Raw genomic sequence first — 23,343 nt, 5'->3', positions numbered from 1 at the left:
CTACCGTCCTGGGCAATCTAGCTACGAACTGGCAAAGAGGATTCAAGGACGATGCTGGAGAGCTTTATTGGGGGATTAGGACTGTGGGCATTGATTCCATCAGCATTTTGGATATTGATGATTCTGGACTGTGTTAAAAACGAGCGCGATCGACAAACCTGGCTTTGGATTTTGATCTTTCTGAATGTTCCAGGCGCGATCGTGTATTTCTTTGCCTGTTGGTTGCCTCGTGCAAATGTTCCAGTGCCAAACTATTTCAAGCAGTGGACTCATCAACAAAAGCTCTGGAATGCAGAAGCAGCAGTTAAAAATATCGGTAAAGCTTACCAATACATCGAGCTAGGAAATGTTCAATGTGAGATTGGCACGTTTGACAAAGCAGCAGAGTCTTACCAATTAGCGCTGGAAAAAGAGCCAAATAATCCGAATGCACTTTGGGGTTGTGCGTTTTTAGCTGTGAGAAATAAGCAATTCGATGTGGCTCAGGATTTTCTAGCTAGATTGATTCGTTTAGATCCAGATTATCGCTGTGGTGAAGCATCTTTGCTGTACGGTCGATCGCTGTTTGAGATCAAAGACTGGAATGCGGCGAAACCTCATCTAGAATCGGATGTGAGGCGTTGGAGTCATCCAGAATCTTCAGTTTTGCTTGCCAAGGTTTTGATTCAAGAGGGGAATACGATCGAGGCACGAAATCATCTCGAATCGATGATTGCTAAAGTAAAAGCTTCCCCGATTTATCACTATCGACGCAATCAAACTTGGGTCAATCAAGCCGAGAAGCTTTTGAAGCAACTACGTTAAGCAAAAGAGCGATCGACTATTACGATCGCTCTTTTCCTCTAATTGCCTGTGGTTCGACGAACGTGATCGAGAATCCGCTGTTTACGCTCTAGAGAACGAACGGGTAAAGGTCTGCTGAAATCATTCGTACTACGAGCTAAGTGCTCCATAATTCGCTTTTTACGATCGTCCATCTGTGCCATACCGTGACCCAAAATTGCTGACCCTTCTATTGTGCCGCAATTATTAAGGGCTTTGATGGGACTGATTATTCACCGTCATCGGTTCCGACGTATCCCGTATAGCCTTTCAATGTTCGATCGATACGAATACTAGAACCCTCAGCGTGGCGAATGACAGTCGTTTCAGCCGCTTCTAGCTTAAAGGCGTGTGAAAGCAACAGATTGAGCGTGATCGCTTGAAACGCGATCGTGGCGCAATCACTCAGATGTTTCGTAATCGTGATGGGCATTCCAAATGGATCGAATGTGCCAACACAAACTGAAACGGTAGTATTGTCTTCCATTGTTCACCATCAAGAACATTGCACGTTTATTGTGCCCCATCTGAATTATTTGTATTTAGAGGATGTTTGAGAAATATAAAAAGCGGCTTTGCTGCGTTGCCAGTTCGCCCGGAAATGAATCTCCGGGCTAATGGAGGAAACCCCGCTGAAGCGGGCTAGGAGAGTCATACGGAGTTCCTAGCCCAGTTTAGTGGCTTCCCCTGATCAGCCCGGAGATTTATTTCCGGGCGGGTGAATGCGATGAATGATTGTTTTTAAATACGTTCTTAGGAAAAAATATCAAATTAGGGTGAAACGATCACCAGTTTAGACCAGCATATCTTGACCAATGAGGGGGTTAGCCCCTGTCATCCTTGGGAACACTCAATGGTAAATTGTTACCCGGATTATCTAGGTGCGATCGCACAACCAGTTAGACGTATGACGAGAACATTTGCAGCATTGGTGAGCTTTGTCTGTTTATTTTTAGCTTCTTGTAGTTTTTTAGTTACGACTTCAGATTGCTATGGATCGATTCGAGCCGGGGTCATGGGCGTTTTGATGTCGGCACTGGCTTGGGGCTATTTGAATTTAGTGAATGAAATGCCGATCGGGGTTTGGCGGTTGATGTACCGCAGTGGCATCTTTGTGGCAGGCACGATCGCACTCTTCGCGATCGGTCGAATCATTGGTGCAGTTCAAACTACGGGTTGTCAAATTAGCTGACTTTGAAGAGCAGCCCGCAGATTTCCCTGATGTTCATTCAACACGCGATCGCTCTCCGACTTTGATAATCCTGACCAGTGCATCATCAAAGCCGTTTTCACAGAGCGATCGCTTTTTTCTAACAGTTCTGCGGCTTGCTCTCGATCTAAGTTGGTTAAATCAGAGAGAATTCTTAAGGCTCGATCGTGCAATTTGGAATTCGTCACCGCAACATCGATCATGCGATTTCCATAGACTTTTCCTAATCTCACCATTGTTCCAGTCGAGAGAATATTTAGCGCTAATTTCGTCACCGTTCCCGACTTTAATCGGGTTGAACCTGCTAATACTTCCGCCCCGACTAACAAGCGAATATCAACATCAACATCGATTTGCACTTGCTCTTGAGGCACACAAGCCATAAAAATCGTAGTGGCATTTCGTTTCCGAGCTTCTGACAATGCGCCATGAACATAAGGTGTAGTTCCGCCCGCAGCAATACCAACAACAACATCAAGATTGGTAATTTGTCGATCGTCGATCTCTGCTGCTCCCTGATCTGCTAAATCCTCTAATCCTTCTGAACTTCGCAAGAGTGCATCTGCGCCTCCTGCAATAATTCCCTGCACCAGTTCCGGCGGAGTACAAAAAGTAGGTGGACATTCTGCTGCATCTAACACGCCCAATCGTCCGCTGGTTCCGGCTCCAACATAGAACAATCGACCGCCTTGACGCAGTTTTTCAGCGGTCAGATCAATTGCTTTCGCTAAAGGTTCTCGTGCTTGTGCGATCGCGCTAATGGTTTTCGCGTCTTCCTGATTGAATACATCGACAATTTCAAGCGACGAAAGCTGATCGAGATTGGCACTCGCTGGATTTACTTGCTCGGTCAGTAAATGTCCGCGTGGTTGAAGTTGCATAACCATTAGAGAAAAACGCATCTTGCATTCTACCAGATGACAATCGAGCGAACCTAACTGATGACAGAGGTACGATCGCGGTCGGGCAAACATTGTGAAAGGGACGACTTCTCAACGAGGAAACTATGCAGTTGTTAGGAAAAGTTGCGGTAGTGACAGGCGCAGGGTCGGGAATTGGACGAGAGACGGCGATGCTCTTGGCAGAACAAGGCGCGATCGTGGGTGCGATCGATTGGTCTGCGGATACGGTTGAAGAAACGGTCGATAAGATCCAACTTCAGGGCGGAACGGCGATGTCTGCGATCGCGGATATTTCTCAACCGGATCAAGTTGAACGTGCGATCGGAGAAATTATTGAACAGTTAGAAAGAATTGATATTGTTTTTGCGAATGCTGGAATTAACGGTATATGGGCACCAGTTGAAGAAATTACACCCGAAGATTGGAATAAAACGATTAATACAAATTTGAATGGAACTTTCTACACGGTGAAATATACAGTTCCTCACTTAAAAAAACAAGGTGGATCAGTGATTGTTACCTCTTCGGTAAACGGAACTAGAACATTTAGTAATACAGGTGCGACTGCGTATTCTTGTACGAAAGCGGCTCAAGTTGCATTCACGAAAATGATTGCATTGGAATTGGCAAAGCACAAAGTTCGAGTGAATGTGATTTGTCCGGGTGCGATCGGGACAAATATTCACAACACAACGAAGCAATACAACCTCGACAAAATTCAAGAGCCTTCCTACTATCCGAATGGGCGAGTGCCGCTGAATGGTGGCTTGCCTGGAAGACCGGATCAAGTAGCTCAATTAGTGCTGTTTCTTGCTTCGGATGTGGCAAGTCACATTACCGGAACCGAGGTTTGGATCGATGGCGCAGAATCTTTGTTAGTTGGCTAAGTTGTTCATTCGGTTAAAGTTATGCCTCAAGTTTTTGGAAAGCTCCCTACGACTCGTCAGCCCTGGACTTCACTCGGAAATGTCGATCGCGTTGATATTTCCGATCGCTCAATTCTGCTCACTTGCGGCGAAGCTTGTCTTAAAGTCAGTCTCTTGGCAGCCAATTTAATTCGAGTTCAACTCGCTCCTACAGGTCACTTTCTTCCCCGTCGATCGTGGGCTGTGAATCGACCCGATGAAGACTGGGAAAGCGTTAAATTCAACATCGAAGAGAAGGAATCAATCGAGATCCAAACCGATCAAATGCGAGTCGTGATTGATCGATCGCCCTGTCGAATTCGTTGCTATGACTTAGACGGCAAACCGTTTGCTGAAGATACGAATATTGCTTGGCGAATGGGTCAAGTCGCTTGCTGGAAGAAGATCGAAGCCGAAGAACATTTCTACGGATTTGGGGAACGGGCAGGACTGTTAGATAAGCGATCGCAGATTAAAACGAATTGGACAGTCGATGCTTTAGATTATTCATCGATCGATGATGAGATGTACCAAGCGATCCCGTTCTTCATTGCGCTTCGTCCTGAGCTAACTTACGGAATTTTCCTCAACGTCACACACTTGAGCCAGTTCGATCTGGGTGCAACAGAACCGGGAATCTGGCATATGCAAGCTCAGGCTCCGGAGTTGGACTACTACATTATTCATGGCACTTCCCCCGCGCAAATTCTCGAAACCTACACCGAGATCACGGGCAGAATGCCACTGCCGCCAAAATGGTCGATCGGCTATCATCAATGTCGCTGGAGCTATGAATCGGAAGAAGTCGTGCAAAAACTTGCCAAGGAGTTTCGATCGCGCAAAATTCCCTGTGATGTAATTCACCTCGACATTGATTATATGCAGGGTTATCGAGTGTTTACTTGGAGTCCGAAACGCTTTCCTGATCCAGCTAAGATGATTGCTGATCTGAAACAGAACGGATTCAAAGTCGTGACGATCGTTGATCCAGGCGTGAAGTATGAACCGGACGGAGACTATCCGGTGTATCACGAAGGTTTAGAAAAAGACTGCTTTGTGAGAAGTGCAGACGGAAAATTGGTTGCAGGCTATGTTTGGCCCGATAAATCTGTGTTTCCTGATTTCTTGCGGGCAGAAGTGCGTCAATGGTGGGGCGACTGGCAGCGAAAACTCACCGATGTGGGCGTAGAAGGCATTTGGAATGATATGAACGAACCTTGTCTTGCCGATCGACCTTTTGGCGATGAGGGCAAGCATATTCCTTTTCCAATGGATGCGCCTCAAGGCAATCCCGGAGAAGGGGGAACACACGCGGAGACTCATAATTTGTATGGGTACAACATGGCGCGAGCTTCCGCAGAAGGATTAAACCGACTGAGATCGAATCAGCGATCGTTTGTTTTAACTCGTTCTGGTTTTGCTGGAGTTCAACGCTGGTCTTCAGTTTGGATGGGCGACAATCAATCGCTCTGGGAACATCTCGAAATGTCACTTCCCATGCTCTGTAATATTGGACTATCGGGAGTTCCATTTGTCGGTGCAGACATCGGCGGATTTGCTGGAAATGCAACAGCAGAACTATTCGCCCGTTGGATGCAGGTGGGAATGCTTTATCCGTTGATGAGAGCGCACTCTGCACTAACAACCGCACAACATGAACCGTGGGTGTTTGGTGAGCAAGTTGAAGCGATTTGCCGCGAATACATTGAGCTTCGCTATCAATTACTGCCTTATTTCTATACCTTGTTCTGGGAAGCTTCGGAGACAGGTGCACCCATTCTGCGACCTTTGTTGTACGAATATCCGAATGATCCGAAAACCTATCACCTTCACGATCAAGTGCTGCTCGGTTCGCATCTGATGGCAGCTCCGGTGTATCGTCCAGGTGTGGAGTATCGAGCGGTTTACTTACCAGAGGGCACTTGGTTTGATTGGTGGACGGGCGAAAAGTTTGAGGGTAATCAGCATATTCTCGCTCATGCTCCATTAGAACGAATGCCGATGTATGTGAAAGCAGGTGCAATTATTCCAATGCAGCCTGTGATGCAGTATGTGGATGAAAGCTCGATCGACCAATTGCATCTCAAAGTCTATCCCGGTCAAGGCGAGTTCGCTTTGTACGAGGATGATGGTCGATCGTTTGAATATCAATCTGGACAATTTGCCACAACAACCTATCGAGTCAATGATTCAACGGTTGAGATTGAAGCGCGACAAGGACAATGGCAACCAAATTCTCGATCGATTCGAGTCGAACTGATTGGAGTCGGTGAACAAACAATCTCAGATGATGGCACTGCGAAACAACTGAGTTTTTAAACAAAAAAGAGATGCCCCTAAGTTAGAAGGCATCTCTTTTAGTTTTGATCGATTAGCAATTACGCGATCGCTGCAATATGCACGTCATTGGTGCTGAGAAGCTCTTGCAGTTCTTCAGAATCCACCGTTTCTTTCTCGACCAGCATTTGAGCCAATTTGTCCAGAACCGGACGATTTTGAACTAGAACCGCCTTCGCACGACGATAGGCTTGTTCAACTAAGTTGCGAACTTCGTCGTCGATCGCGGCTGCGGTTTCTTCCGAAAAGTCGCGTTCTGCTGCGATGTCCCGACCGAGGAACATATTGCCTTGCTGACGACCGAGCGCAACCGGACCTAAGCGATCACTCATTCCAAATCGCGTAACCATCTGCTTCGCGACTCGTGCCACTTGCTGAAGGTCATTCGATGCGCCAGTCGTGACTTCTTCTTCGCCAAAGACGATTTCTTCAGCAATCCGACCACCGAGCGCAACCGCCATTTGGTTTTGCAGGTAAGAGCGGGAATACAAGCCCGAATCCATCCGGTCTTCGCTTGGGGTAAACCAGGTTAAACCACCTGCTCGACCACGAGGAATGATGCTGATTTTTTGAACAGGGTCGTAATCGGGCATTAATGCACCAACAAGTGCATGTCCTGCTTCGTGGTAAGCGACTAACTCTTTACGTTTTTCGCTCATCACGCGATCTTTCTTCTCAGGACCTGCGAGAACACGATCGATAGCATCGTTAATCTCATCCATCGAAACTTCGGTCAAATTGCGACGAGCCGCGAGAATTGCCGCTTCGTTCAGCAAGTTCGACAGGTCTGCTCCGGTAAATCCAGGAGTCCGACGAGCGATTTTTTCGAGGTCAACGTCTTTCGACAAGGTTTTGCCACGAGCGTGAACGTTAAGGACTTCGAGGCGACCTGCGTAATCAGGACGATCGACAACGACTTGACGATCGAAACGACCCGGACGCAACAGTGCCGCATCCAACACATCAGGACGGTTCGTTGCTGCGATGATGATGATTCCGGTATTGCCTTCAAAACCGTCCATCTCGGTGAGAAGTTGGTTCAAGGTTTGTTCCCGTTCATCATTACCTCCACCGAGACCTGCGCCCCGCTGACGACCGACCGCATCAATTTCATCGATAAAGACGATACAAGGTGCGTTCGTTTTTGCTTGCTCGAACAAGTCGCGGACGCGGGAAGCACCCACACCGACGAACATTTCAACGAATTCAGAACCAGAGATCGAGAAGAAGGGGACACCCGCTTCACCTGCGACCGCTTTTGCCAGAAGAGTTTTACCCGTTCCAGGAGGTCCGACTAAGAGAACACCTTTGGGAATTTTTGCGCCAACTGCGGTAAAGCGATCGGCATTCTTCAAAAAGTCTACAACTTCGTTTAATTCGAGCTTCGCCTGGTCGATTCCAGCCACATCGTTAAACGTGACTTGGGTTTGAGGTTCCATTTGAACTCTGGCTTTTGATTTGCCGAAGTTCATTGCTTGGCTACCGGGACCGTTTTGGGCGCGGCGCAACAGGAAGAATAGACCCACGAGCAGCAAGACTGGGAAGAACAGGCTGCTGACTGCACGAAGCCAGAAGTCGTTGCCATCGGTTGCAGGCAGGACGGAAATATCGACTTGGTTGCGGGTCAGAATGTTGATCAGTTCAGGGTCGCTCGGCAAGTTCACCAAGACACGGCTACCGTCTTCGGATTGAACCAATGCGCGGGAGCGATCGGAACTGAGACTGACTTTATTGACGTTATTTTTTTCAACTTGTGAAATAAACTCGCTGTAGCGCCAGGTTTCACGAGTTTGGGGTTGCTTATCAAAAACCGCCGTTGCCAAGGCAATCACGACGATCGCTAAAAGCGCATATAGCCCTGCATTTCTCCACCGCTTGTTCACCGGGGTGTGTCCTCCTGAAAATAGGAATTAAAGGGATCTCAGATTTGTATTGTTAATTTATATTACTCCGTATTAAGACTTCTTGCAGCTTTACGGTCGAAATCTGAGAATTCCTGATTTATCCAATGTAACGTAATGGTTTAACAATGGACTTTGATTTCTGAGGCAAATTCCCGATGCAATTGAGTTTTTGTATCATCGTCAAGAATGAAGAGGAAAATTTGCCGCGCTGTTTGGCGAGTGTGCAGGATTTTGTCGATGAAATGATCGTGTTGGATACGGGGTCCAGCGATCGCACAGTTAAAATCGCGAAATCGTTTGGCGCACAAGTTCACTCTTTTATATGGTGCAATGATTTTTCGGCGGCTCGGAATGAATCGCTGAAGTATGTCCAAGGCGATTGGGTGTTGGTACTTGATGCAGATGAGGTGCTTGTCCCGGAAATTGTGCCGATTTTGAAAAGCGCGATCGAACAAGATGATTATTTAGTCTTTAATCTCGTTCGCCAAGAAATCGGAGCCGCACAATCTCCTTATTCTTTAATTTCACGATTATTTAGACGACATCCTGAGATTTGGTTTACTCGTCCCTATCACGCAATGATTGACGATCAGGTGATGAAATTATTAGAGCGTGAACCGCATTGGAAAATTGGATCGATTCCAGAAGTCGCGATTTTACATGAGGGCTATCAAGCGAATGTGATTGCGGGGCGGGACAAGGTGAATAAGGCTAGAACAACAATGGAGAGCTTTCTAGCATTACACCCGAATGATCCTTATGTTTGTAGTAAATTAGGGGCGCTTTATGTTCAGGTTGGTGAAACCGAAAAAGGGATTGAACTGTTAGAGCGAGGATTATCGACAGTTGAAGATGTTTCGACAAAATATGAATTGCATTATCACTTAGGTAGCGTCTATTCAGAATTGAATCTCGAAAAGGCTGCACAACATTATCAGGAAGCGATTCAGCAGCCGATTCTACCGAAGCTGAGATTAGGAGCAATTAATAATTTAGGCAGCTTATTAAAAGACTGTGGTGATTTTCAAAATGCTCAGGTTTTGTATCAGCAAGCTTTGAAGATTGATCCAAATTTTGCGATCGTTCACTGCAATCTAGGTGCAACTTTGAAAGCAATGGGACAATTTACACAAGCGATCGATCATTATCGAAATGCGATCGAGCTTGATCCAAATTACGCGGAAGCTTATCAAAATTTGGGTGTGGTCTTGCTGAAGATCGGTCAAGTGCCTGAGAGCTTAAAAGCGTTTAGGAAAGCAATCGAGCTTCATCAGCAAAATAATTCTCCTGAAGCGGAACGGCTCCAGCAAGGATTGAGAGAAATGGGACTATGGTGAAATATTGGTACAACGGAAATGCGATCGAGTCCAACCAAATCGAACTCTCAATTGCTGACCCAGGCTTAATCTATGGCGCAACAACGTTCACAACATTAAGAGTTTACGGATCACTCGATTATCCATTAACTCAATGGAACGAACATTGTGCGCGATTGAGACATACGATCGATACCTTCCACTGGCAATCTCCAAATTGGGAAAACATTCGATCGGGTGCAGAATGGATGGCGATGAACTATCCAGTCTTGAGAATCGTAGTTTTTCCAGATGGGCGGGAATGGATTACTGGAAGAGCTTTGCCGATCGACTTAGAAAAACGTCAGCAAAAAGGAATTACGGCTTGGGTCGCAGATTCGGAACTTTGTCGATCGCTTCCCCAACACAAAACCGGAAACTATCTCGCGACTTGGCTTGCTCTTCAAGCTGCACAACGCCATAACGCTCAAGAGGCAATTTTAGTTCAAGATGGAAACTGGCTCGAAACGAGTACCGGAACGCTTTGGGGCTGGAAAGAAAATCGCTGGTGGACACCGCCAATAGAAGGAATTCTGCCGGGAATTTTGCGATCGCTCCTGATATCCGAACTCGATCCCATCGAAGCACCTTGGGAATTTGTTGAATCCTTTGAAGCGATCGCTTATACAAATTGTGTAATGGAACTAATCCCGATTCATACAGTGCTCGATCGAGATCGAACTTATCACTACAATTCAACTCATCCAGAATTTCAAATAATCCGAAGCTATTTTTCAAAATAGGAAAGAGCATTTAAACGAAGCCTAAACATGCTAAGAGTATTGATCCGTTCTGTAGCGGTCTAACGTTATGCGATCGACAAATCTAGTTATCTTCACAGCATCTCCCGAATTTGCTCAAGCCGCATTGAATGAATTTCAGGTTGTCGATCGACAATCAAAGCTCCGTCAATGGCTCGATCCAGGCATCGGATTGATTGAAGTTAGCATTCCGTTCTTGCATCTCGCATCTCAGATTACATTGACTAGAGCAGCTTTTATTCGGCATATTTGTCCGGTAATGGAAGAAACTGCGATCGAGAACTTACAAAGCGTAATCTCGGCTCATCTTTCAATGTTCGATCGAACTCAAACACTCTCAGTTCAAATCCGTTCTAATACGAAAGACATCAATCGTTCCGAACTTAGAAATCTAATCGTTAATGAACTAGTTGGATTAAAAGTGGAAGCAAAAGATCCAGTACAAATCATTTCTATCTTTTGCACCAAAGAGATTGCTTATTTTGGATTCTCGAACGCAGTTGAAAACCTTAGCAATTGGGCGGGTGGAATGCACCGATTTGCACACGAAGCAGACCAAATCTCTAGAGCCGAATTTAAGCTATTAGAAGCGATCGACGTTTTCAATCTTCAACTGCCGACAGAAGGTTTAGGACTCGATTTAGGTGCAAGTCCGGGCGGATGGACAAGAGTACTCAGAAATCGAGGACTATCTGTGGTTGCAGTTGATCCAGGTGATTTAGCTGAATCCTTGCGCTCTGATCCGAAGATTACGCACTGTCGCCAGTTAGTCCAGCAATATTTGCCCAATTGCCGCGATCGCTTTGATCTCATTGTGAATGATATGCGAATGAGTCCAGTAGATTCTGCGAAAAATATGATTGCAGCAAGTGAAGTTCTTAAAGAAAATGGACTCGCAATCATGACGCTGAAGTTGCCGAATAAAGGGGTGAAGAACGTGATTAATAATGCGATCGCGCTTCTTGAAAAGCACTACGAAATCATTGGTATCAGAAATCTATTTCACAATCGTCAAGAAGTAACTTTAGTAATGCAAGTTCTTTAACAGCGATCGCAGTGTCCACAAGCAAAGTTAAAGGCTTCTTGCTCAAAGCCAAACGATCGTAGAATGAACTTCCAGCGACAATCTTTAGTGTTGAGGTAAGATTTCATCGATTGTGTAGAATTGAGCAACGCAGACAGCTTGTTTCTGGAAAGAATTTGATAGTGAAATGGATCTGTCCAGATTAATTGCTTGGAACTATGCAACAGAGAAAGCGCGATCGAAGCGCCCTTAAACTCTCGCGAAACCGCATCAATGTTGCCGCGCTCTGGTAATTTCTGAATCAGCTTTTGAGCTTTCATCGTTTGCTGATGTTCTTGAGTCTCAAAGAATTTCCAGCGCTGTTGGTCTTCTGGATCAATCCAACTACTCTTTAGAAGAACTGCGATCGCTGGTTTTCCATCTCGTCCCGCTCTTCCAATTTCCTGCACATATTCACTCATCAGAAACGGAGCATGATAGTGAATTACCCAGCGAGTTTGCTCCTTATTAACGCCCATTCCAAAAGCGCAGGTTGCAACTACGAACTTCAACCGATCGTTGATCCAAGCTTGCTCAATCTGTCGGCGATCGATAGATTTCAGTCCTGCATGATATGCTGCTGTGGGATAGCCTTGCTGCTTGAGCCATTCCGCGAGTTCTTCTCCGTCTCGGCGCGATCGAACATACACTAATCCAGAACCCGACTGCGATCGGATTACGTTTAATAGCTTCTGTTTGCGTTGTTTCGGTGTTACAACAGATTCAATTTTCAAAGTTAGATTGGCTCGATACGGGCTAATCTGAAAGGATTGAGGTGTTTCTAGCTGTAAAATTCGTTTGATTGTTTCTTGTGTTAGCGGGTTTGCAGTTGCAGTAAACGCAGCAATTGAAACCCGATCGCGATCTTTTGATAATGTCGATCGAACTGCTCCTAATCGGTAATAAACAGGTCGAAATGTTTCTCCCCATTGAGTTAGGCAATGTGCTTCATCGACAATAATCGAGTTGATCTTAAGTTCAGGATTTAACAATCGCTGCCATACAGGTGAGCTTAGTAATGTTTCGGGTGAGAGATACAACAATCGATAGTTCTCGATCGTATTCAAAATCTGCTTCCGTTCCGATCCAGGTAGCTCACTATGTAACATTGCTGCTGGAATTCGTTTCTGTCGTAGCTCTTGAACTTGATTCTCCATCAATGCAACGAGTGGAGAAACAACGATCGTTAATCCTGGTTGCATAATCGCTGGCAGTTGAAAACACAGAGATTTACCACCGCCAGTAGGGAGAACAATCAGCGAATCTTTTCGATCGAGAATCGTTTGAACAATCTCAGCTTGAGGATAGCGAAATTCACAATAGCCCCAGACTTGCTTTAAGCGATCGTGCAAATTTATCATTGCCTGTCATTCCCGCACCGACGACTCTAATTTGCACAAATACAGCAGTAGAAGTTTAGGACATCCTCGGAGTTGCCCCCAAACCCCCAATTCTGGGGGCTTAAGACTCTTGCTCCCCCAAACTTGGGGGCTGGGGGGCGATCTCGAAGTGTCCTAACTAAAGTAGGTACTGCTATAGAAAGTTTTATTTTATACAATTCGATGCGGGATGCTCTTAGACCAAAGTAGAATCAAGCCGACAGCATATTCGTCAATTCGGCATGAATAAAGGCAATATCTGGATCACGCTGAATCGCCTGATAATAGTTCTGCTCTAGTGTCGATCCAGTTTCAGACGGGTGCATCAACTGACGAGTCAAGCTCAAAAGCTCCGTTGCCTGATCCATCGTAATCGGCTCTTTTGCGCTTAACGCCTCATCAATCTGCACAATAAACTGCGAAATCGGGCGCAACCAAGCAAACCACTCATTCTCCAGCACCAACTGGAAAAACTCAGTATTCGATCGAATCCGTCCATGTTCCTGTTCGTACCGTATCCGCTCACCATCCAGCAGCGCTTTATGCAGCCGTAACAGGGCAAAACGCACCTGTCCCAAACGTTGCAGCGTAGAATCAAACTCAGTCAAAGACATCCGACAAGATCTGGTAAACACCGTTTCTATCTTGTCACATCCCCAGCGGGCAAATAATTTCTAACCGAACCAATTCCGATCCGGATCACCTCACTGAAGCTTTATTAAAGGTTTGATCGCACCAGATGACTTTCAGAGTGACCAAGGATACGATGGAACCGATATCTTACCCGGACATAATATTTATGCGCGTTCTTTCCGTCTCGATCGGCTTTCTCACATTAGCAGGCAGTTTCGCCTTTGTCGCTGCTCCGAAAGCGATCGCTGAAAATACAACTCCTTATCCCGCTGAGGCAGTCCAGATCTTTAACGACACTTGCGTTTCTCAAGGCACTCAGAGTAAAATTCCGCCCGATGTAATGCGTGAAATTTGTTCCTGCAACATCCGCGAGATTCAGAAAACCTACACCTTTGAAGAATTCACACAGATTGGGACTGCCTTGGGCGAAGGAAAACCAGCCCCCGCAGGCTTCAAAGAAATGGTCGAAGGCTGTGTCGCAGAGGTCTTTCAAAAGTAAAGACGAAATCAAGCACTGAATTCAATTTATGAAGTTGGGGCGGGAAAACTAGGGATGTTCTCTCTAGTGACACTGCCCCAACCATGTTTAACGCCACAGAACTCTTAATCGATGATTTCGTTCAGAAATTAAAGGAAGGCTACCGTCGAACGTATGGCGGCTGGAAATCTGACTATGAAGATATCATCGGCTGGGTGGGGTCGATGGCAATGGAAAATATCGCCAATAGTGACGCGCTCTATCACAACGTTGAGCATTCGATTTTAGTCACGTTGGTGGGTCAAGAAATCTTACGAGGACGACATATTCGCGATGGCGGCGTTTCGTGCGAAGACTGGCTGCACTTCGTTATTTCGCTAGTCTGTCACGATATCGGCTATGTGCGGGGAGTGTGCCGTGCGGATAAACATAATCTGTACGCAACTGGACGAGATGGCGCAATGGTATCCGTTCAGCCTGGATCGTCCGATGCTGCAATGACTCCGTATCATGTCGATCGAGCAAAACTATTCATTGATGAGCGCTTCGGTGGGCACAAATTAATCGATGTGGAAATTATCAAGCGCAATATTGAACTCACGCGATTCCCGGTTCCCGCAGCGGAAGACCACCAGGATACAGAAAATTATCCAGGATTGATTCGAGCTTCGGATTTGATCGGACAGTTGAGCGATCCCCGCTATTTGAAAAAGATTAGTGCGCTCTATTACGAATTCGAGGAAACAGGCGTAAACAAGGCTTTGGGGTATCGTCACCCTGGAGATTTGCGGAAGAATTACCCGAAATTTTATTGGCAGGGAGTCTATCCGTATATCAAACAGGCGCTCTATTACTTGTCGCTGACTCAGCAAGGAAAGCAAATCGTTGCTAATCTTTACTCGAATGTTTTTGTCGTAGAACACGAGCCTTCCGACGAGTGCTAAACGGAAATCTGGGCGAAAAGCGCGATCGCATACAGCGCATTATCGAGATCAAACGGCAGAATTGAAAAGTACTCGATCGTGCTTTTGGCTGTCATGGATCGTTTTTTCTCCCCGATTCAACAATTTCTCATCACCTGGTTGCTGATTCTCGTCTCTGGGTGGCTGACCCTCAACGCCCTGACGTATTTCGGTGAACTGATTAGCGTCGTGGTTACGGCAGGTCTAATCGCGTTCTTGCTGAACTATCCAGTCGCACGTTTGAGCAAAATTCTACCCAGAGCAGTTTCGGCTGCGATCGTGTATTTATTCGCAGGTCTGATTCTGGGAATTGTCGCCGTGACGATCGCGCCTCCGATTTTCCAGCAAGCTCAACAACTCGTGACCAATCTCCCAAATCTGATTGCGTCAGGACAAGAGCAAATTTCGGAACTTCAAGCTTGGAGCCAGGAGCGGCGTTTGGGCTTCGATCTGTCATTTTTGCAGCAGCAATTATCCGTTCAACTTCAAGATCAGACGAAATCGATCGCATCAACCGGAATCGGTCTCGTGCTTGGCACATTTAACTGGGTGCTGGATTTTATTTTGATTCTGGTGATCTCGTTTTATCTGGTGTTGGACGGGGAGAAAATTTGGAGCGGGCTAACCGGAATTTTTTCACGACCGATTCGAGAAGCGCTGACCAATTCGATCCGCGATAGTTTACAGCGGTTTGCCTCTGGACAATTGCTGTTAGGGCTATTCATGTCGATTCTGTTGTCGATCGCATTCTGGTGGCTTAAAGTCCCCTTCTTCCTCGTCTTTGCCGTCTTTATTGGCGTGATGGAAGTGATTCCGTTTATCGGCGCAACGTTGGGAATTGTAACGGTTTGTGTTTTAGTCGCCTTTATTGATTGGTGGCTGGCGATCGAGGTTTTGGGAGTTGCGATCGCGATTCAGCAAGTGAAAGACAATGCGATCGCGCCTCGGATTTTGGGAGAACTTACCGGATTCAGTCCCGTCATTATCCTCACATCGCTGCTTGTGGGTGCTAGAGTAGCGGGATTATTAGGCGTAATTTTAGCGATTCCCTTAACCAGCGTGGTGAAAACGATCGTCGAAATCATGCTCAATCCTGATCTGCCTCCACAAACGGGATCAATCTTCTCGGAAACTGTGGAAAATAGTATCCTGGAACCCATTCTCTCGGTCGAGCCTGACGAACCCAAAGTCACGGTGATCGTCAACGATTCGCATTAAACCCCTTTATCTTCTGTTGACCTATGGACTGGTGGCACAAACTCAAAAGAAATCCGTTAGCCAAGTTTGGGGCGCTTTTACTGGTGGTGTTCTATCTGTCAGTCATGGCTGCCGAATTTGTCGCGCCCTATAGCCCTTGTGACACGATATCGATTACGAGCGGGGCTTGTAAACCTCAGACGGATGGCGCACTGTTGCCCCCAACACAAATTTATTGGACGGATCAGAGTGGGCGCTTCATTGGTCCTCATGTGTATCCCACCACTCAAGGTCCAGTCGATGTCAATACAGGCGATCGAGAATTACGAGTCGATCGATCTAAACCGTCTCCATTGCGCCTCTTCGTCCAAGGTGAACCGTACCGATTCTTTCAACTTCGATTCCCTCTACCGACACGGTTTTCTATTACCGATCCCCGATTTGAAGAAATCGAGATCTTTCCGGGTATTCCTGGCAATTTGCATCTATTCGGTACAACGGGCGAAGGCAAATTTAACTTACTTGGAACTGATGAACAGGCGCGAGATTTATTCAGTCGCTTAGTTTATGGGGGGCGAATTAGTCTCAGTATTGGACTGGTGGGAATTGCGCTGTCATTCCCGATCGGCATGTTGATCGGCGGAATTTCTGGATATATTGGCGGTTGGGTGGATGCGGTTTTGATGCGAATTGTCGAAGTGTTGATGACGATTCCGAGCATTTATCTGTTGGTAGCACTCGCGGCAGTATTACCGCCTGGATTATCGAGCGCTCAACGGTTTTTACTCATCATCTTCATTACGTCGTTTATTAGTTGGGCGGGATTGGCGCGGGTGATTCGAGGGCAAGTGCTTTCGATTAAAGAACGCGAATTCGTACAGGCATCACGGGCAATGGGTGGAAAGTCACTTTACATCATCGTTCGTCACGTTCTACCGCAAACTGCAACTTATGTAATTATTTCTGCAACGTTGCAAGTTCCGAGCTTTATCATCGCGGAATCGGTGTTGAGCTTGATCGGATTGGGAATTCAACAGCCTGATCCATCTTGGGGAAATATGCTGTCACTCGCGACGAATGCTTCGATTCTGGTATTGCAACCTTGGCTCGTGTGGCCTCCAGCAATCTTGATTGTTCTAACTGTGTTGGCGTTTAACTTGCTTGGGGACGGGTTGCGAGATGCGCTCGATCCTCGAAGTTTGCAGCGATAATTTTATTAATTTGAAAAGAGCGATCGCACTTTGACGATCGCTCTTTTTTAATGCCGAGGTGCATACATCATTACCAACACCCCGATAAGTGAGATCGAGTCATGATGTTTAAAGAATTGAGTAAAAGATTCGTATCGATGAGAAAGGGCATTTACCGATCGTCCCCATAAATGCTCTCGCGACTGATGGCTTCATCCGATAATGACGGCAATCCAAGTTCACGATGACTTTCTACCCACGCCGCAAATCGTTGTGTCCATGCTTCTGCGTTTTCTTGAGTATCTAGCTGGGAAGGTTGCAAATCTAGTAAATTCGTGATTAATGATTCCAAACGAGGTTTAATCTGTTCTGAAGGGAGTTGGGTCAGCTTTGATAAGATTCGCGTCACCGCTTCTAAATCCTTTGAATTCTCTTCTAGAATGCGAACCTGATCTGTTGAACGCTGTGTCATAGCCTTTTGATGGTAATTAGTTTCTCAATCATACTCTTCAGGGTTTAGACAGCAAAAGAGATGTATTCCAATCTTTTGCTAATTCTGCACCAAGGATTGAAAAATTCAAGCTGATGAAAATGATCGAGTTTCAAATAGTTAGCTTTCGTGATTTCCCGGTTTTTCATTATTCTCCTAGCTGCTATCTTTCAGCTACATCTATTCTCGCTCAAAACACATGAATAGTTCTTGGCACGAGCTAATGCAAACTCTTCAATTTGAAGGAAGGAGAAATACAAGTCGAAATCCCAATGAAGAAGTAATTGCTGCTTTTGAACAGGAACATCAAATTGTCTTTCCATCGGACTACAGGGAGTTTTGTAAGCTTTTTGGTTCAGGTTGCATCGGTGACACGCTCGATATTTATTGCCCTGAAAATTCTCGACTTTTGTTAGGACAAGAAAGGCTACAGCTGATTATCAACAATATTAGAAAGTTTTCATTCGGTCATGAATTAGACGATGAAAAAATTGATCTATTAAGGAATGCCTTTTGGGTTGGTATCGATAGCTCAGGTTATTGTTTGGTATGGGATTTAGCAAGTTACAGCGAGGAGGACTCTAGCTATAACTTGTATTGGGTGCAAGAGGATTGCCCAGAGTTTTGGGATTTAGAAAGCAACGTTTATTACGCTGGACGGTCTTTCTTTGAGTTTTTTCGCGATTTTTGCAATGGCTTGCGAATAAACCCTTGCCTTAAGCCCTCATACTTTCGCTATTGAGTCATGAACTTTCGGGTATTTGGACGGTGAAAGAGCGGTACTCCGATCTCACCAAAGTCGATCGCTATTTCGGCTCAGAAGATTGAAGAAGACCAGATTTTGCAAGGAGTTCTTGGCTCCACTGTTGCGCGATCGCTGCACTTTCCAACCGCTTTTCTTGAGTTTCAAAAACTTCTTGAACATGAAATTTCCAAACGGTCAGTTGCCGCCCGATTCGCAGTAACTCTTCAGCAAGATTCAGATCAGACTCACTGTTCATCAGGTCAAGCGTTGTAATTGTCCACTCGGTAAAATCCTGACAAGTTTCAATGCTTGAGAGTACGATTTGCTTTCCAACTTCATCGCCTTCCTGTAAGTTTCTTCTGATACGCGCCAACTCAGATGCTAGATTCCCAAGCTGATGAGAACGCTCTAATTTCAAATAACCCATTTTCTGCGCTTCTTGGTTGTTCATGACTCTCCTAAAATATTAAATATAATTCGCTCAATTTGGCTGCGAATTGTTGAATCAAGAATTTCCATTGAATTGTTCTTACGAGGTCGAATGTTAATAATCGACTCATACGTAATTTGACGACGTATTGGAGTCCAATCGCATCCCCAAATATTTGCTTGCACACTCCCATCTTCAAGAAGAGTTTGTTCACAATCGTAATGTGCTCTTCCTCCTCCTGCTAAGATGCACCGCTCCACATCCACTGCTAGTTTAATGTAGATTCCTAGCTCCTCTAGCATTTCATCGAGTTGGGCGGGTGTGACTTGTGAGCGGATAATGAGAATGGACATTAGGTTTTTCAAACGAAATAGAAACTTATCTTCGCCCACCTTCGGGTATTTGGACGGTGAAAGGGCGGTACTCCGATCTCACCAAAGTCGATCGCTTCTCTACAATGGCGGTATTACGATCGATGATGAGATGAGGGAAACGCGATGCAGCCAAATAGTGCAGAGAAATTTACTGAAAAAGCCTGGGAAGCGATCGTACGCACTCCTGAAATCGTGAAGCAGGCACAGCAACAGCAGATCGAAACCGAGCATTTGATGAAAGCGCTCTTGGAGCAAGATGGCTTGGCGATCAGTATTTTCAATAAGCTGGCTGTCCCTGTCGATCGAGTGCGCGATCGAGCCGATGAATTTATCCGCAAACAGCCGAAAGTGTCTGGGAGTGGCACGTCCGTCTATTGGGGACGCAGTGCCGATTCGCTGTTAGATCGAGCGGAAGATTATCGCAAACAATTCGAGGATGATTTTATCTCGATCGAACATTTACTCTTAGGATATGCCCAAGATAGTCGCTTCGGGAAAGGCTTGCTGGCAGAATTTAAAGTAGATGAAGCAAAACTTAGAAACGCGATCGAACAAGTTCGGGGTAATCAAAAAGTGACGGATCAAACTCCTGAAAATAAGTACGAAGCTCTAGAGAAGTATGGGCGCGATTTGACTCAGTATGCGCGAGAAGGCAAGCTCGATCCGGTGATTGGTCGAGATGACGAAATTCGCCGTACAATTCAGATTCTCTCGCGTCGGACGAAGAATAATCCGGTTTTGATTGGTGAACCGGGTGTCGGTAAAACTGCGATCGCGGAAGGTTTGGCACAACGAATTCTCAGCGGTGATGTGCCTCAATCGCTAAAGGATCGCAAGTTGATCGCGCTTGATATGGGTGCGTTGATTGCAGGTGCGAAATATCGCGGTGAATTTGAAGAACGACTAAAAGCAGTTCTGAAAGAAGTCACCGATTCGAGAGGCAACATCATTCTATTCATTGATGAGATCCATACCGTTGTTGGTGCGGGTGCAACTCAAGGCGCGATGGATGCAGGTAACTTGCTCAAACCGATGTTGGCGCGGGGTGAATTGCGCTGTATTGGTGCAACCACTTTGGATGAGTATCGCAAGTACATCGAGAAAGATGCAGCCTTAGAGCGGCGATTCCAGCAAGTCTTTGTGGATCAGCCGACAGTCGAAGATACGATTTCGATTCTGCGTGGATTGAAGGAGCGTTATGAAGTTCACCACGGGGTGAAGATTTCCGATTCAGCTTTAGTGGCTGCTGCAACGCTTTCGACTCGATATATCAGCGATCGCTTTCTTCCTGACAAGGCGATCGACCTTGTAGACGAAGCTGCGGCGAAACTGAAAATGGAGATCACTTCTAAGCCAGAGGAGTTGGATGAAGTCGATCGTAAGATTCTCCAGCTTGAAATGGAGCGACTGTCGTTGCAGAAAGAGAGTGATACAGCATCCCGCGATCGCTTAGACCGCATCGAACGCGAACTTGCAGATCTCAAAGAAACTCAATCGACTTTGAATGCTCAATGGCAAGCTGAAAAAGGCGTAATCTCTGAGCTTCAAAAACTCAAAGAAGAAATCGATCAAGTCAACCTTGAAATTCAACAAGCAGAACGAGATTACGATCTCAACAAAGCGGCTGAACTGAAGTACGGCAAGCTCAACGAACTCAACCGCAAAGTAGAAGAAACTGAAGCTCAATTAACCCAAACTCAAAAATCCGGGACATCACTTTTGCGCGAGGAAGTGATCGAATCAGACATTGCTGAGATCATCTCTAAGTGGACGGGCATTCCAGTCAGCAAGCTCGTTGAATCTGAAATGCAGAAACTTCTAGAGCTTGAGGATGTCTTGCACAAGCGCGTGATCGGACAAGACGAAGCAGTAACGGCTGTTTCTGATGCAATTCAGCGATCGAGAGCCGGACTTTCTGATCCAAATCGTCCCACAGCAAGCTTTATCTTCCTGGGTCCAACAGGTGTCGGTAAAACCGAGCTTGCCAAAGCCCTCGCTTCTTTCCTGTTTGATACTGAAGAAGCCATGATTCGGATTGATATGTCTGAGTACATGGAGAAGCATTCAGTCTCGCGCTTGATTGGTGCGCCTCCTGGATATGTGGGCTATGACGAAGGGGGACAGTTAACCGAAGCGGTTCGTCGTCGTCCTTACTCGGTGATTCTGTTCGATGAGATCGAGAAAGCGCATCCTGATGTCTTTAACGTGATGCTGCAAATCCTTGATGATGGTCGCGTTACCGATTCGCAAGGTCGCACCGTAGACTTCAAGAACACGATTATCATCATGACCTCGAACATCGGTTCACAGTACATCTTTGAATACGGTGGAGACGACGATCGATACGAAGAAATGCGATCGAGAGTCATGGATGCGATGCGATCGAGCTTCCGTCCTGAGTTCTTGAACCGAATCGATGAAATCATCATCTTCCACAGCCTGCAAAAATCGCAACTGCGCGAAATCGTCAAGATTCAGGTCAAACGATTAGAGCAGCGATTGGCAGAGCGCAAGATGTCGCTGAAGTTATCAGACTCGGCGTTAGATTTCTTAGCTGAAGTGGGCTTTGATCCGGTGTATGGAGCGCGTCCATTGAAGCGGGCGATTCAGCGAGAACTGGAAACAGCGATCGCGAAAGAAATCCTACGTGGAAACTATACCGAAGGCGATACGATCTTCGTCGATGTCGGTGACACGGAACGCTTAGAGTTCAAGCGCTTACCTGCCGAAGTGGTGACAACCCAATAAGCTAAACGGGGTGGGAGAAATCTCACCCCATTATTGTATTAGAGGTTTAAGATTGAAACATTGTTGAACGAAGAGAAACACTATGCAGGAAACCGTTCGGATTGTGACTAAAGTGCTACCAGGGAACAGGATTGAAGTTGAAGTTCCGGACGGTTCTGTTGGCGCAGAAGTTGAAGTGATTGTTGTTCTCCCTCAAACGATTTCAACTGGGCGACGGAATGTTTTGAAGTTGATTGAAGAGATTCGGGATCGTCATCCTCAACGTTCTACTGAAGATATTGATCGAGAACTTGCAGCCGAAAAAGACTCGTGGGAGAAGATTAAGCAAATTCCGAAAAATTATCAATCTTCAGTCCCTGATCTTAATCAATTTGCTGGAGTATTGAGATGCGACGGTGAAGATCCTCTAGAGTTTCAGCAACGTATCAGAAGCGAATGGGATTAGAAGTTTTTTGTTTAGATTCTGGCGATTACAAACGTTAAATGAGTGAATTCAGTGATTGCTATTACTTTTTGAATGTAGATAGTAAACGGGTTGTTTCACTACTTAAAAAAATTCGTCGCTATGGAATGGTTCTGCCAGGTAACGATCGCTATACTCCTTTCCTAGTTGACGGAGCTTGGGATGCAGGGAAGTTGATTGATCATGTAGTAGAAAACAATCCTGGTGTAATACTGCATTATTCCTACGCAGCAGATCACGGGCTATGGATCAAAGTTTATGACTCTTCTAGCGAGGCTTTTACGATTGATATTCAGATGCGAGGATCTTCTGAGAATGATTTAGAGACCATCTTGGTTAAAGCAGAAGAATTGAACGTCGTGAAGCGCGATCACACTGTTCAATTACGCGCCATTCTTGCAGAAGCTACGACAGAAAGCATTGTAGATTTAGAGTCAATTCGTACTCAATTAAGTGAAGCTCTAGGCATTGTTTTCTTCAAGTGGTTAGGATGTGCAGACTTATTAATGCAGAGCCATAAAGAGTTATCTAATCGGTTTCCTGAAGCAATTTTTGTTCTTAGAAGTCTACGAGGTAAAGCAGACAAAACAATAGTGCCAGACCCTAATGAGTGGTGTCCTAAAGCTGGACTGCCAGCATTTATGTATTTACCTGTTCCAACTGGAAGCGTTGATGAACTGCTGCTTGAGCGGCATACTCAGCATTGGGTAGAAACACGAGATTGGGATGATAATGAACAAGTAGGATTTTGGCTTTATACCGCTTATCGTCGCGCCCTTCCAAATCGAATGCGTTATCTTGCCGATCGCATTATGAATCTTGAACTCGCGTTTGGTAGTGAACTCTACGAAGCGAAATTGCGTCAAACGATCAGAGGGATTCTTGCGATCGCGGATTCAAATTTTGATTGGGAACCTTACTTAAGCAAAAAGACTGGAGAACAAAGATTGTAATTTCTCACAGTCAATTCTGAATCGTCTGCAAACTGGAATCAC

At 45.8% G+C, this 23,343-nt stretch carries 24 protein-coding genes; 15 read left to right on the top strand and 9 right to left on the bottom strand.

Going from position 1 to position 23,343, the window contains the following annotated elements; genetic code table 11:
* Positions 1-51 precede the first annotated feature (51 nt).
* Positions 52-804, top strand: coding sequence for a tetratricopeptide repeat protein (locus ACQ4M5_RS30585; protein ID WP_430679584.1), 753 nt, complete (start codon positions 52-54; stop codon positions 802-804).
* 38 nt (positions 805-842) lie between these two features.
* Here the strand turns inward: ACQ4M5_RS30585 and ACQ4M5_RS30580 are convergent, their stop codons facing one another.
* Entirely contained in the window at positions 843-986 is a 144-nt protein-coding gene (locus ACQ4M5_RS30580) for a hypothetical protein (RefSeq protein ID WP_430679583.1), read from the bottom strand.
* A gap of 65 nt (positions 987-1,051) precedes the next feature.
* Positions 1,052-1,309 (bottom strand): hypothetical protein, encoded by a 258-nt coding sequence (locus ACQ4M5_RS30575; RefSeq protein WP_430679582.1) that lies wholly within the window; start codon positions 1,307-1,309, stop codon positions 1,052-1,054.
* A gap of 366 nt (positions 1,310-1,675) precedes the next feature.
* Between ACQ4M5_RS30575 and ACQ4M5_RS30570 the strand changes: the two genes are divergently transcribed.
* Entirely contained in the window at positions 1,676-2,014 is a 339-nt protein-coding gene (locus tag ACQ4M5_RS30570; RefSeq protein WP_430679581.1) for a hypothetical protein, read from the top strand.
* Here ACQ4M5_RS30570 and murQ read toward each other — a convergent pair.
* A complete protein-coding gene (gene murQ / locus ACQ4M5_RS30565) occupies positions 2,002-2,913 on the bottom strand; it encodes an N-acetylmuramic acid 6-phosphate etherase (RefSeq protein WP_430679580.1) in 912 nt (303 codons plus the stop codon). The two genes, ACQ4M5_RS30570 and murQ, sit on opposite strands and share 13 nt — an antisense overlap.
* 125 nt (positions 2,914-3,038) lie before the next feature.
* Between murQ and ACQ4M5_RS30560 the strand changes: the two genes are divergently transcribed.
* Together ACQ4M5_RS30560 and ACQ4M5_RS30555 are read left to right on the top strand one after the other, a co-directional pair.
* Positions 3,039-3,821 carry an SDR family oxidoreductase gene (locus ACQ4M5_RS30560; protein WP_430679579.1) on the top strand — a complete coding sequence of 261 codons (783 nt, stop codon included), beginning with the start codon at positions 3,039-3,041 and terminating at the stop codon, positions 3,819-3,821.
* Between the two features lie 21 nt (positions 3,822-3,842).
* Complete coding sequence (locus ACQ4M5_RS30555; protein WP_430679578.1) at positions 3,843-6,158, top strand: glycoside hydrolase family 31 protein; 2,316 nt, start codon at positions 3,843-3,845, stop codon at positions 6,156-6,158.
* A 59-nt stretch (positions 6,159-6,217) separates the two neighbouring features.
* Here the strand turns inward: ACQ4M5_RS30555 and ftsH3 are convergent, their stop codons facing one another.
* A complete protein-coding gene (gene ftsH3 / locus ACQ4M5_RS30550) occupies positions 6,218-8,059 on the bottom strand; it encodes an ATP-dependent zinc metalloprotease FtsH3 (RefSeq protein ID WP_430679577.1) in 1,842 nt (613 codons plus the stop codon).
* A gap of 176 nt (positions 8,060-8,235) precedes the next feature.
* On the opposite strand from ftsH3, the gene ACQ4M5_RS30545 reads away from it, so the two are divergent.
* From ACQ4M5_RS30545 to ACQ4M5_RS30535, 3 genes are all read left to right on the top strand, one after another.
* Positions 8,236-9,417 carry a tetratricopeptide repeat protein gene (locus ACQ4M5_RS30545; RefSeq protein ID WP_430679576.1) on the top strand — a complete coding sequence of 394 codons (1,182 nt, stop codon included), beginning with the start codon at positions 8,236-8,238 and terminating at the stop codon, positions 9,415-9,417.
* Positions 9,411-10,178, top strand: a complete 768-nt coding sequence (locus ACQ4M5_RS30540; protein ID WP_430679575.1) for an aminotransferase class IV — start codon at positions 9,411-9,413, stop codon at positions 10,176-10,178. Before ACQ4M5_RS30545 ends, ACQ4M5_RS30540 begins: the two co-directional genes overlap by 7 nt.
* A gap of 67 nt (positions 10,179-10,245) precedes the next feature.
* A complete protein-coding gene (locus tag ACQ4M5_RS30535; protein ID WP_430679574.1) occupies positions 10,246-11,241 on the top strand; it encodes an SAM-dependent methyltransferase in 996 nt (331 codons plus the stop codon).
* Here ACQ4M5_RS30535 and ACQ4M5_RS30530 read toward each other — a convergent pair.
* Positions 11,238-12,620 carry a RecQ family ATP-dependent DNA helicase gene (locus ACQ4M5_RS30530; protein WP_430679573.1) on the bottom strand — a complete coding sequence of 461 codons (1,383 nt, stop codon included), beginning with the start codon at positions 12,618-12,620 and terminating at the stop codon, positions 11,238-11,240. The genes ACQ4M5_RS30535 and ACQ4M5_RS30530 overlap by 4 nt on opposite strands.
* A gap of 230 nt (positions 12,621-12,850) precedes the next feature.
* The gene (locus tag ACQ4M5_RS30525; RefSeq protein WP_430679572.1) at positions 12,851-13,252 is read right to left on the bottom strand and encodes a hypothetical protein; all 402 of its coding nucleotides are present in this window, start codon (positions 13,250-13,252) and stop codon (positions 12,851-12,853) included.
* A 185-nt stretch (positions 13,253-13,437) separates the two neighbouring features.
* Between ACQ4M5_RS30525 and ACQ4M5_RS30520 the strand changes: the two genes are divergently transcribed.
* From ACQ4M5_RS30520 to ACQ4M5_RS30505, 4 genes are all read left to right on the top strand, one after another.
* Positions 13,438-13,770: a hypothetical protein gene (locus tag ACQ4M5_RS30520; RefSeq protein WP_430679571.1), complete on the top strand. Its 333-nt coding sequence runs from the start codon at positions 13,438-13,440 to the stop codon at positions 13,768-13,770.
* 83 nt (positions 13,771-13,853) lie between these two features.
* Positions 13,854-14,693, top strand: a complete 840-nt coding sequence (locus ACQ4M5_RS30515) for an Npun_R2479 family HD domain-containing metalloprotein (RefSeq protein WP_430679570.1) — start codon at positions 13,854-13,856, stop codon at positions 14,691-14,693.
* A gap of 93 nt (positions 14,694-14,786) precedes the next feature.
* Complete coding sequence (locus ACQ4M5_RS30510) at positions 14,787-15,929, top strand: AI-2E family transporter (RefSeq protein WP_430679569.1); 1,143 nt, start codon at positions 14,787-14,789, stop codon at positions 15,927-15,929.
* Positions 15,930-15,952: 23 nt separating this feature from the next.
* Positions 15,953-17,119 (top strand): ABC transporter permease, encoded by a 1,167-nt coding sequence (locus ACQ4M5_RS30505; RefSeq protein ID WP_430679568.1) that lies wholly within the window; start codon positions 15,953-15,955, stop codon positions 17,117-17,119.
* Positions 17,120-17,270: 151 nt separating this feature from the next.
* Here ACQ4M5_RS30505 and ACQ4M5_RS30500 read toward each other — a convergent pair whose 3' ends face one another.
* Positions 17,271-17,570 carry a hypothetical protein gene (locus ACQ4M5_RS30500; RefSeq protein WP_430679567.1) on the bottom strand — a complete coding sequence of 100 codons (300 nt, stop codon included), beginning with the start codon at positions 17,568-17,570 and terminating at the stop codon, positions 17,271-17,273.
* 241 nt (positions 17,571-17,811) lie between these two features.
* Here ACQ4M5_RS30500 and ACQ4M5_RS30495 point away from each other — a divergent pair, with 241 nt between their 5' ends.
* Positions 17,812-18,330, top strand: a complete 519-nt coding sequence (locus ACQ4M5_RS30495; RefSeq protein ID WP_430679566.1) for an SMI1/KNR4 family protein — start codon at positions 17,812-17,814, stop codon at positions 18,328-18,330.
* Between the two features lie 64 nt (positions 18,331-18,394).
* On the opposite strand, the gene ACQ4M5_RS30490 is transcribed toward ACQ4M5_RS30495, so the two are convergent.
* On the bottom strand, positions 18,395-18,784 hold the full coding sequence (locus ACQ4M5_RS30490) for a hypothetical protein (protein WP_430679565.1): 390 nt from the start codon (positions 18,782-18,784) through the stop codon (positions 18,395-18,397).
* Complete coding sequence (locus ACQ4M5_RS30485) at positions 18,781-19,116, bottom strand: DUF5674 family protein (RefSeq protein WP_430679564.1); 336 nt, start codon at positions 19,114-19,116, stop codon at positions 18,781-18,783. The genes ACQ4M5_RS30490 and ACQ4M5_RS30485 overlap by 4 nt, the downstream gene beginning before the upstream one ends.
* Positions 19,117-19,260: 144 nt before the next feature.
* Here ACQ4M5_RS30485 and clpB point away from each other — a divergent pair, with 144 nt between their 5' ends.
* The 3 genes from clpB to ACQ4M5_RS30470 all read left to right on the top strand — a co-directional run bounded on the left by clpB (position 19,261) and on the right by ACQ4M5_RS30470 (position 23,301).
* Positions 19,261-21,885 (top strand): ATP-dependent chaperone ClpB, encoded by a 2,625-nt coding sequence (clpB, locus tag ACQ4M5_RS30480; protein WP_430679563.1) that lies wholly within the window; start codon positions 19,261-19,263, stop codon positions 21,883-21,885.
* A gap of 82 nt (positions 21,886-21,967) precedes the next feature.
* A complete protein-coding gene (locus ACQ4M5_RS30475) occupies positions 21,968-22,330 on the top strand; it encodes a hypothetical protein (protein WP_430679562.1) in 363 nt (120 codons plus the stop codon).
* A 38-nt stretch (positions 22,331-22,368) separates the two neighbouring features.
* Positions 22,369-23,301: a hypothetical protein gene (locus tag ACQ4M5_RS30470; protein ID WP_430679561.1), complete on the top strand. Its 933-nt coding sequence runs from the start codon at positions 22,369-22,371 to the stop codon at positions 23,299-23,301.
* The last annotated feature ends 42 nt before the right edge of the window (positions 23,302-23,343 follow it).

This window comes from Leptolyngbya sp. AN10, assembly GCF_050565645.1.
In the GTDB taxonomy this organism is placed as follows: domain Bacteria; phylum Cyanobacteriota; class Cyanobacteriia; order Leptolyngbyales; family Leptolyngbyaceae; genus Leptolyngbya.
This window is presented reverse-complemented; position numbering and strand designations above follow the sequence as displayed.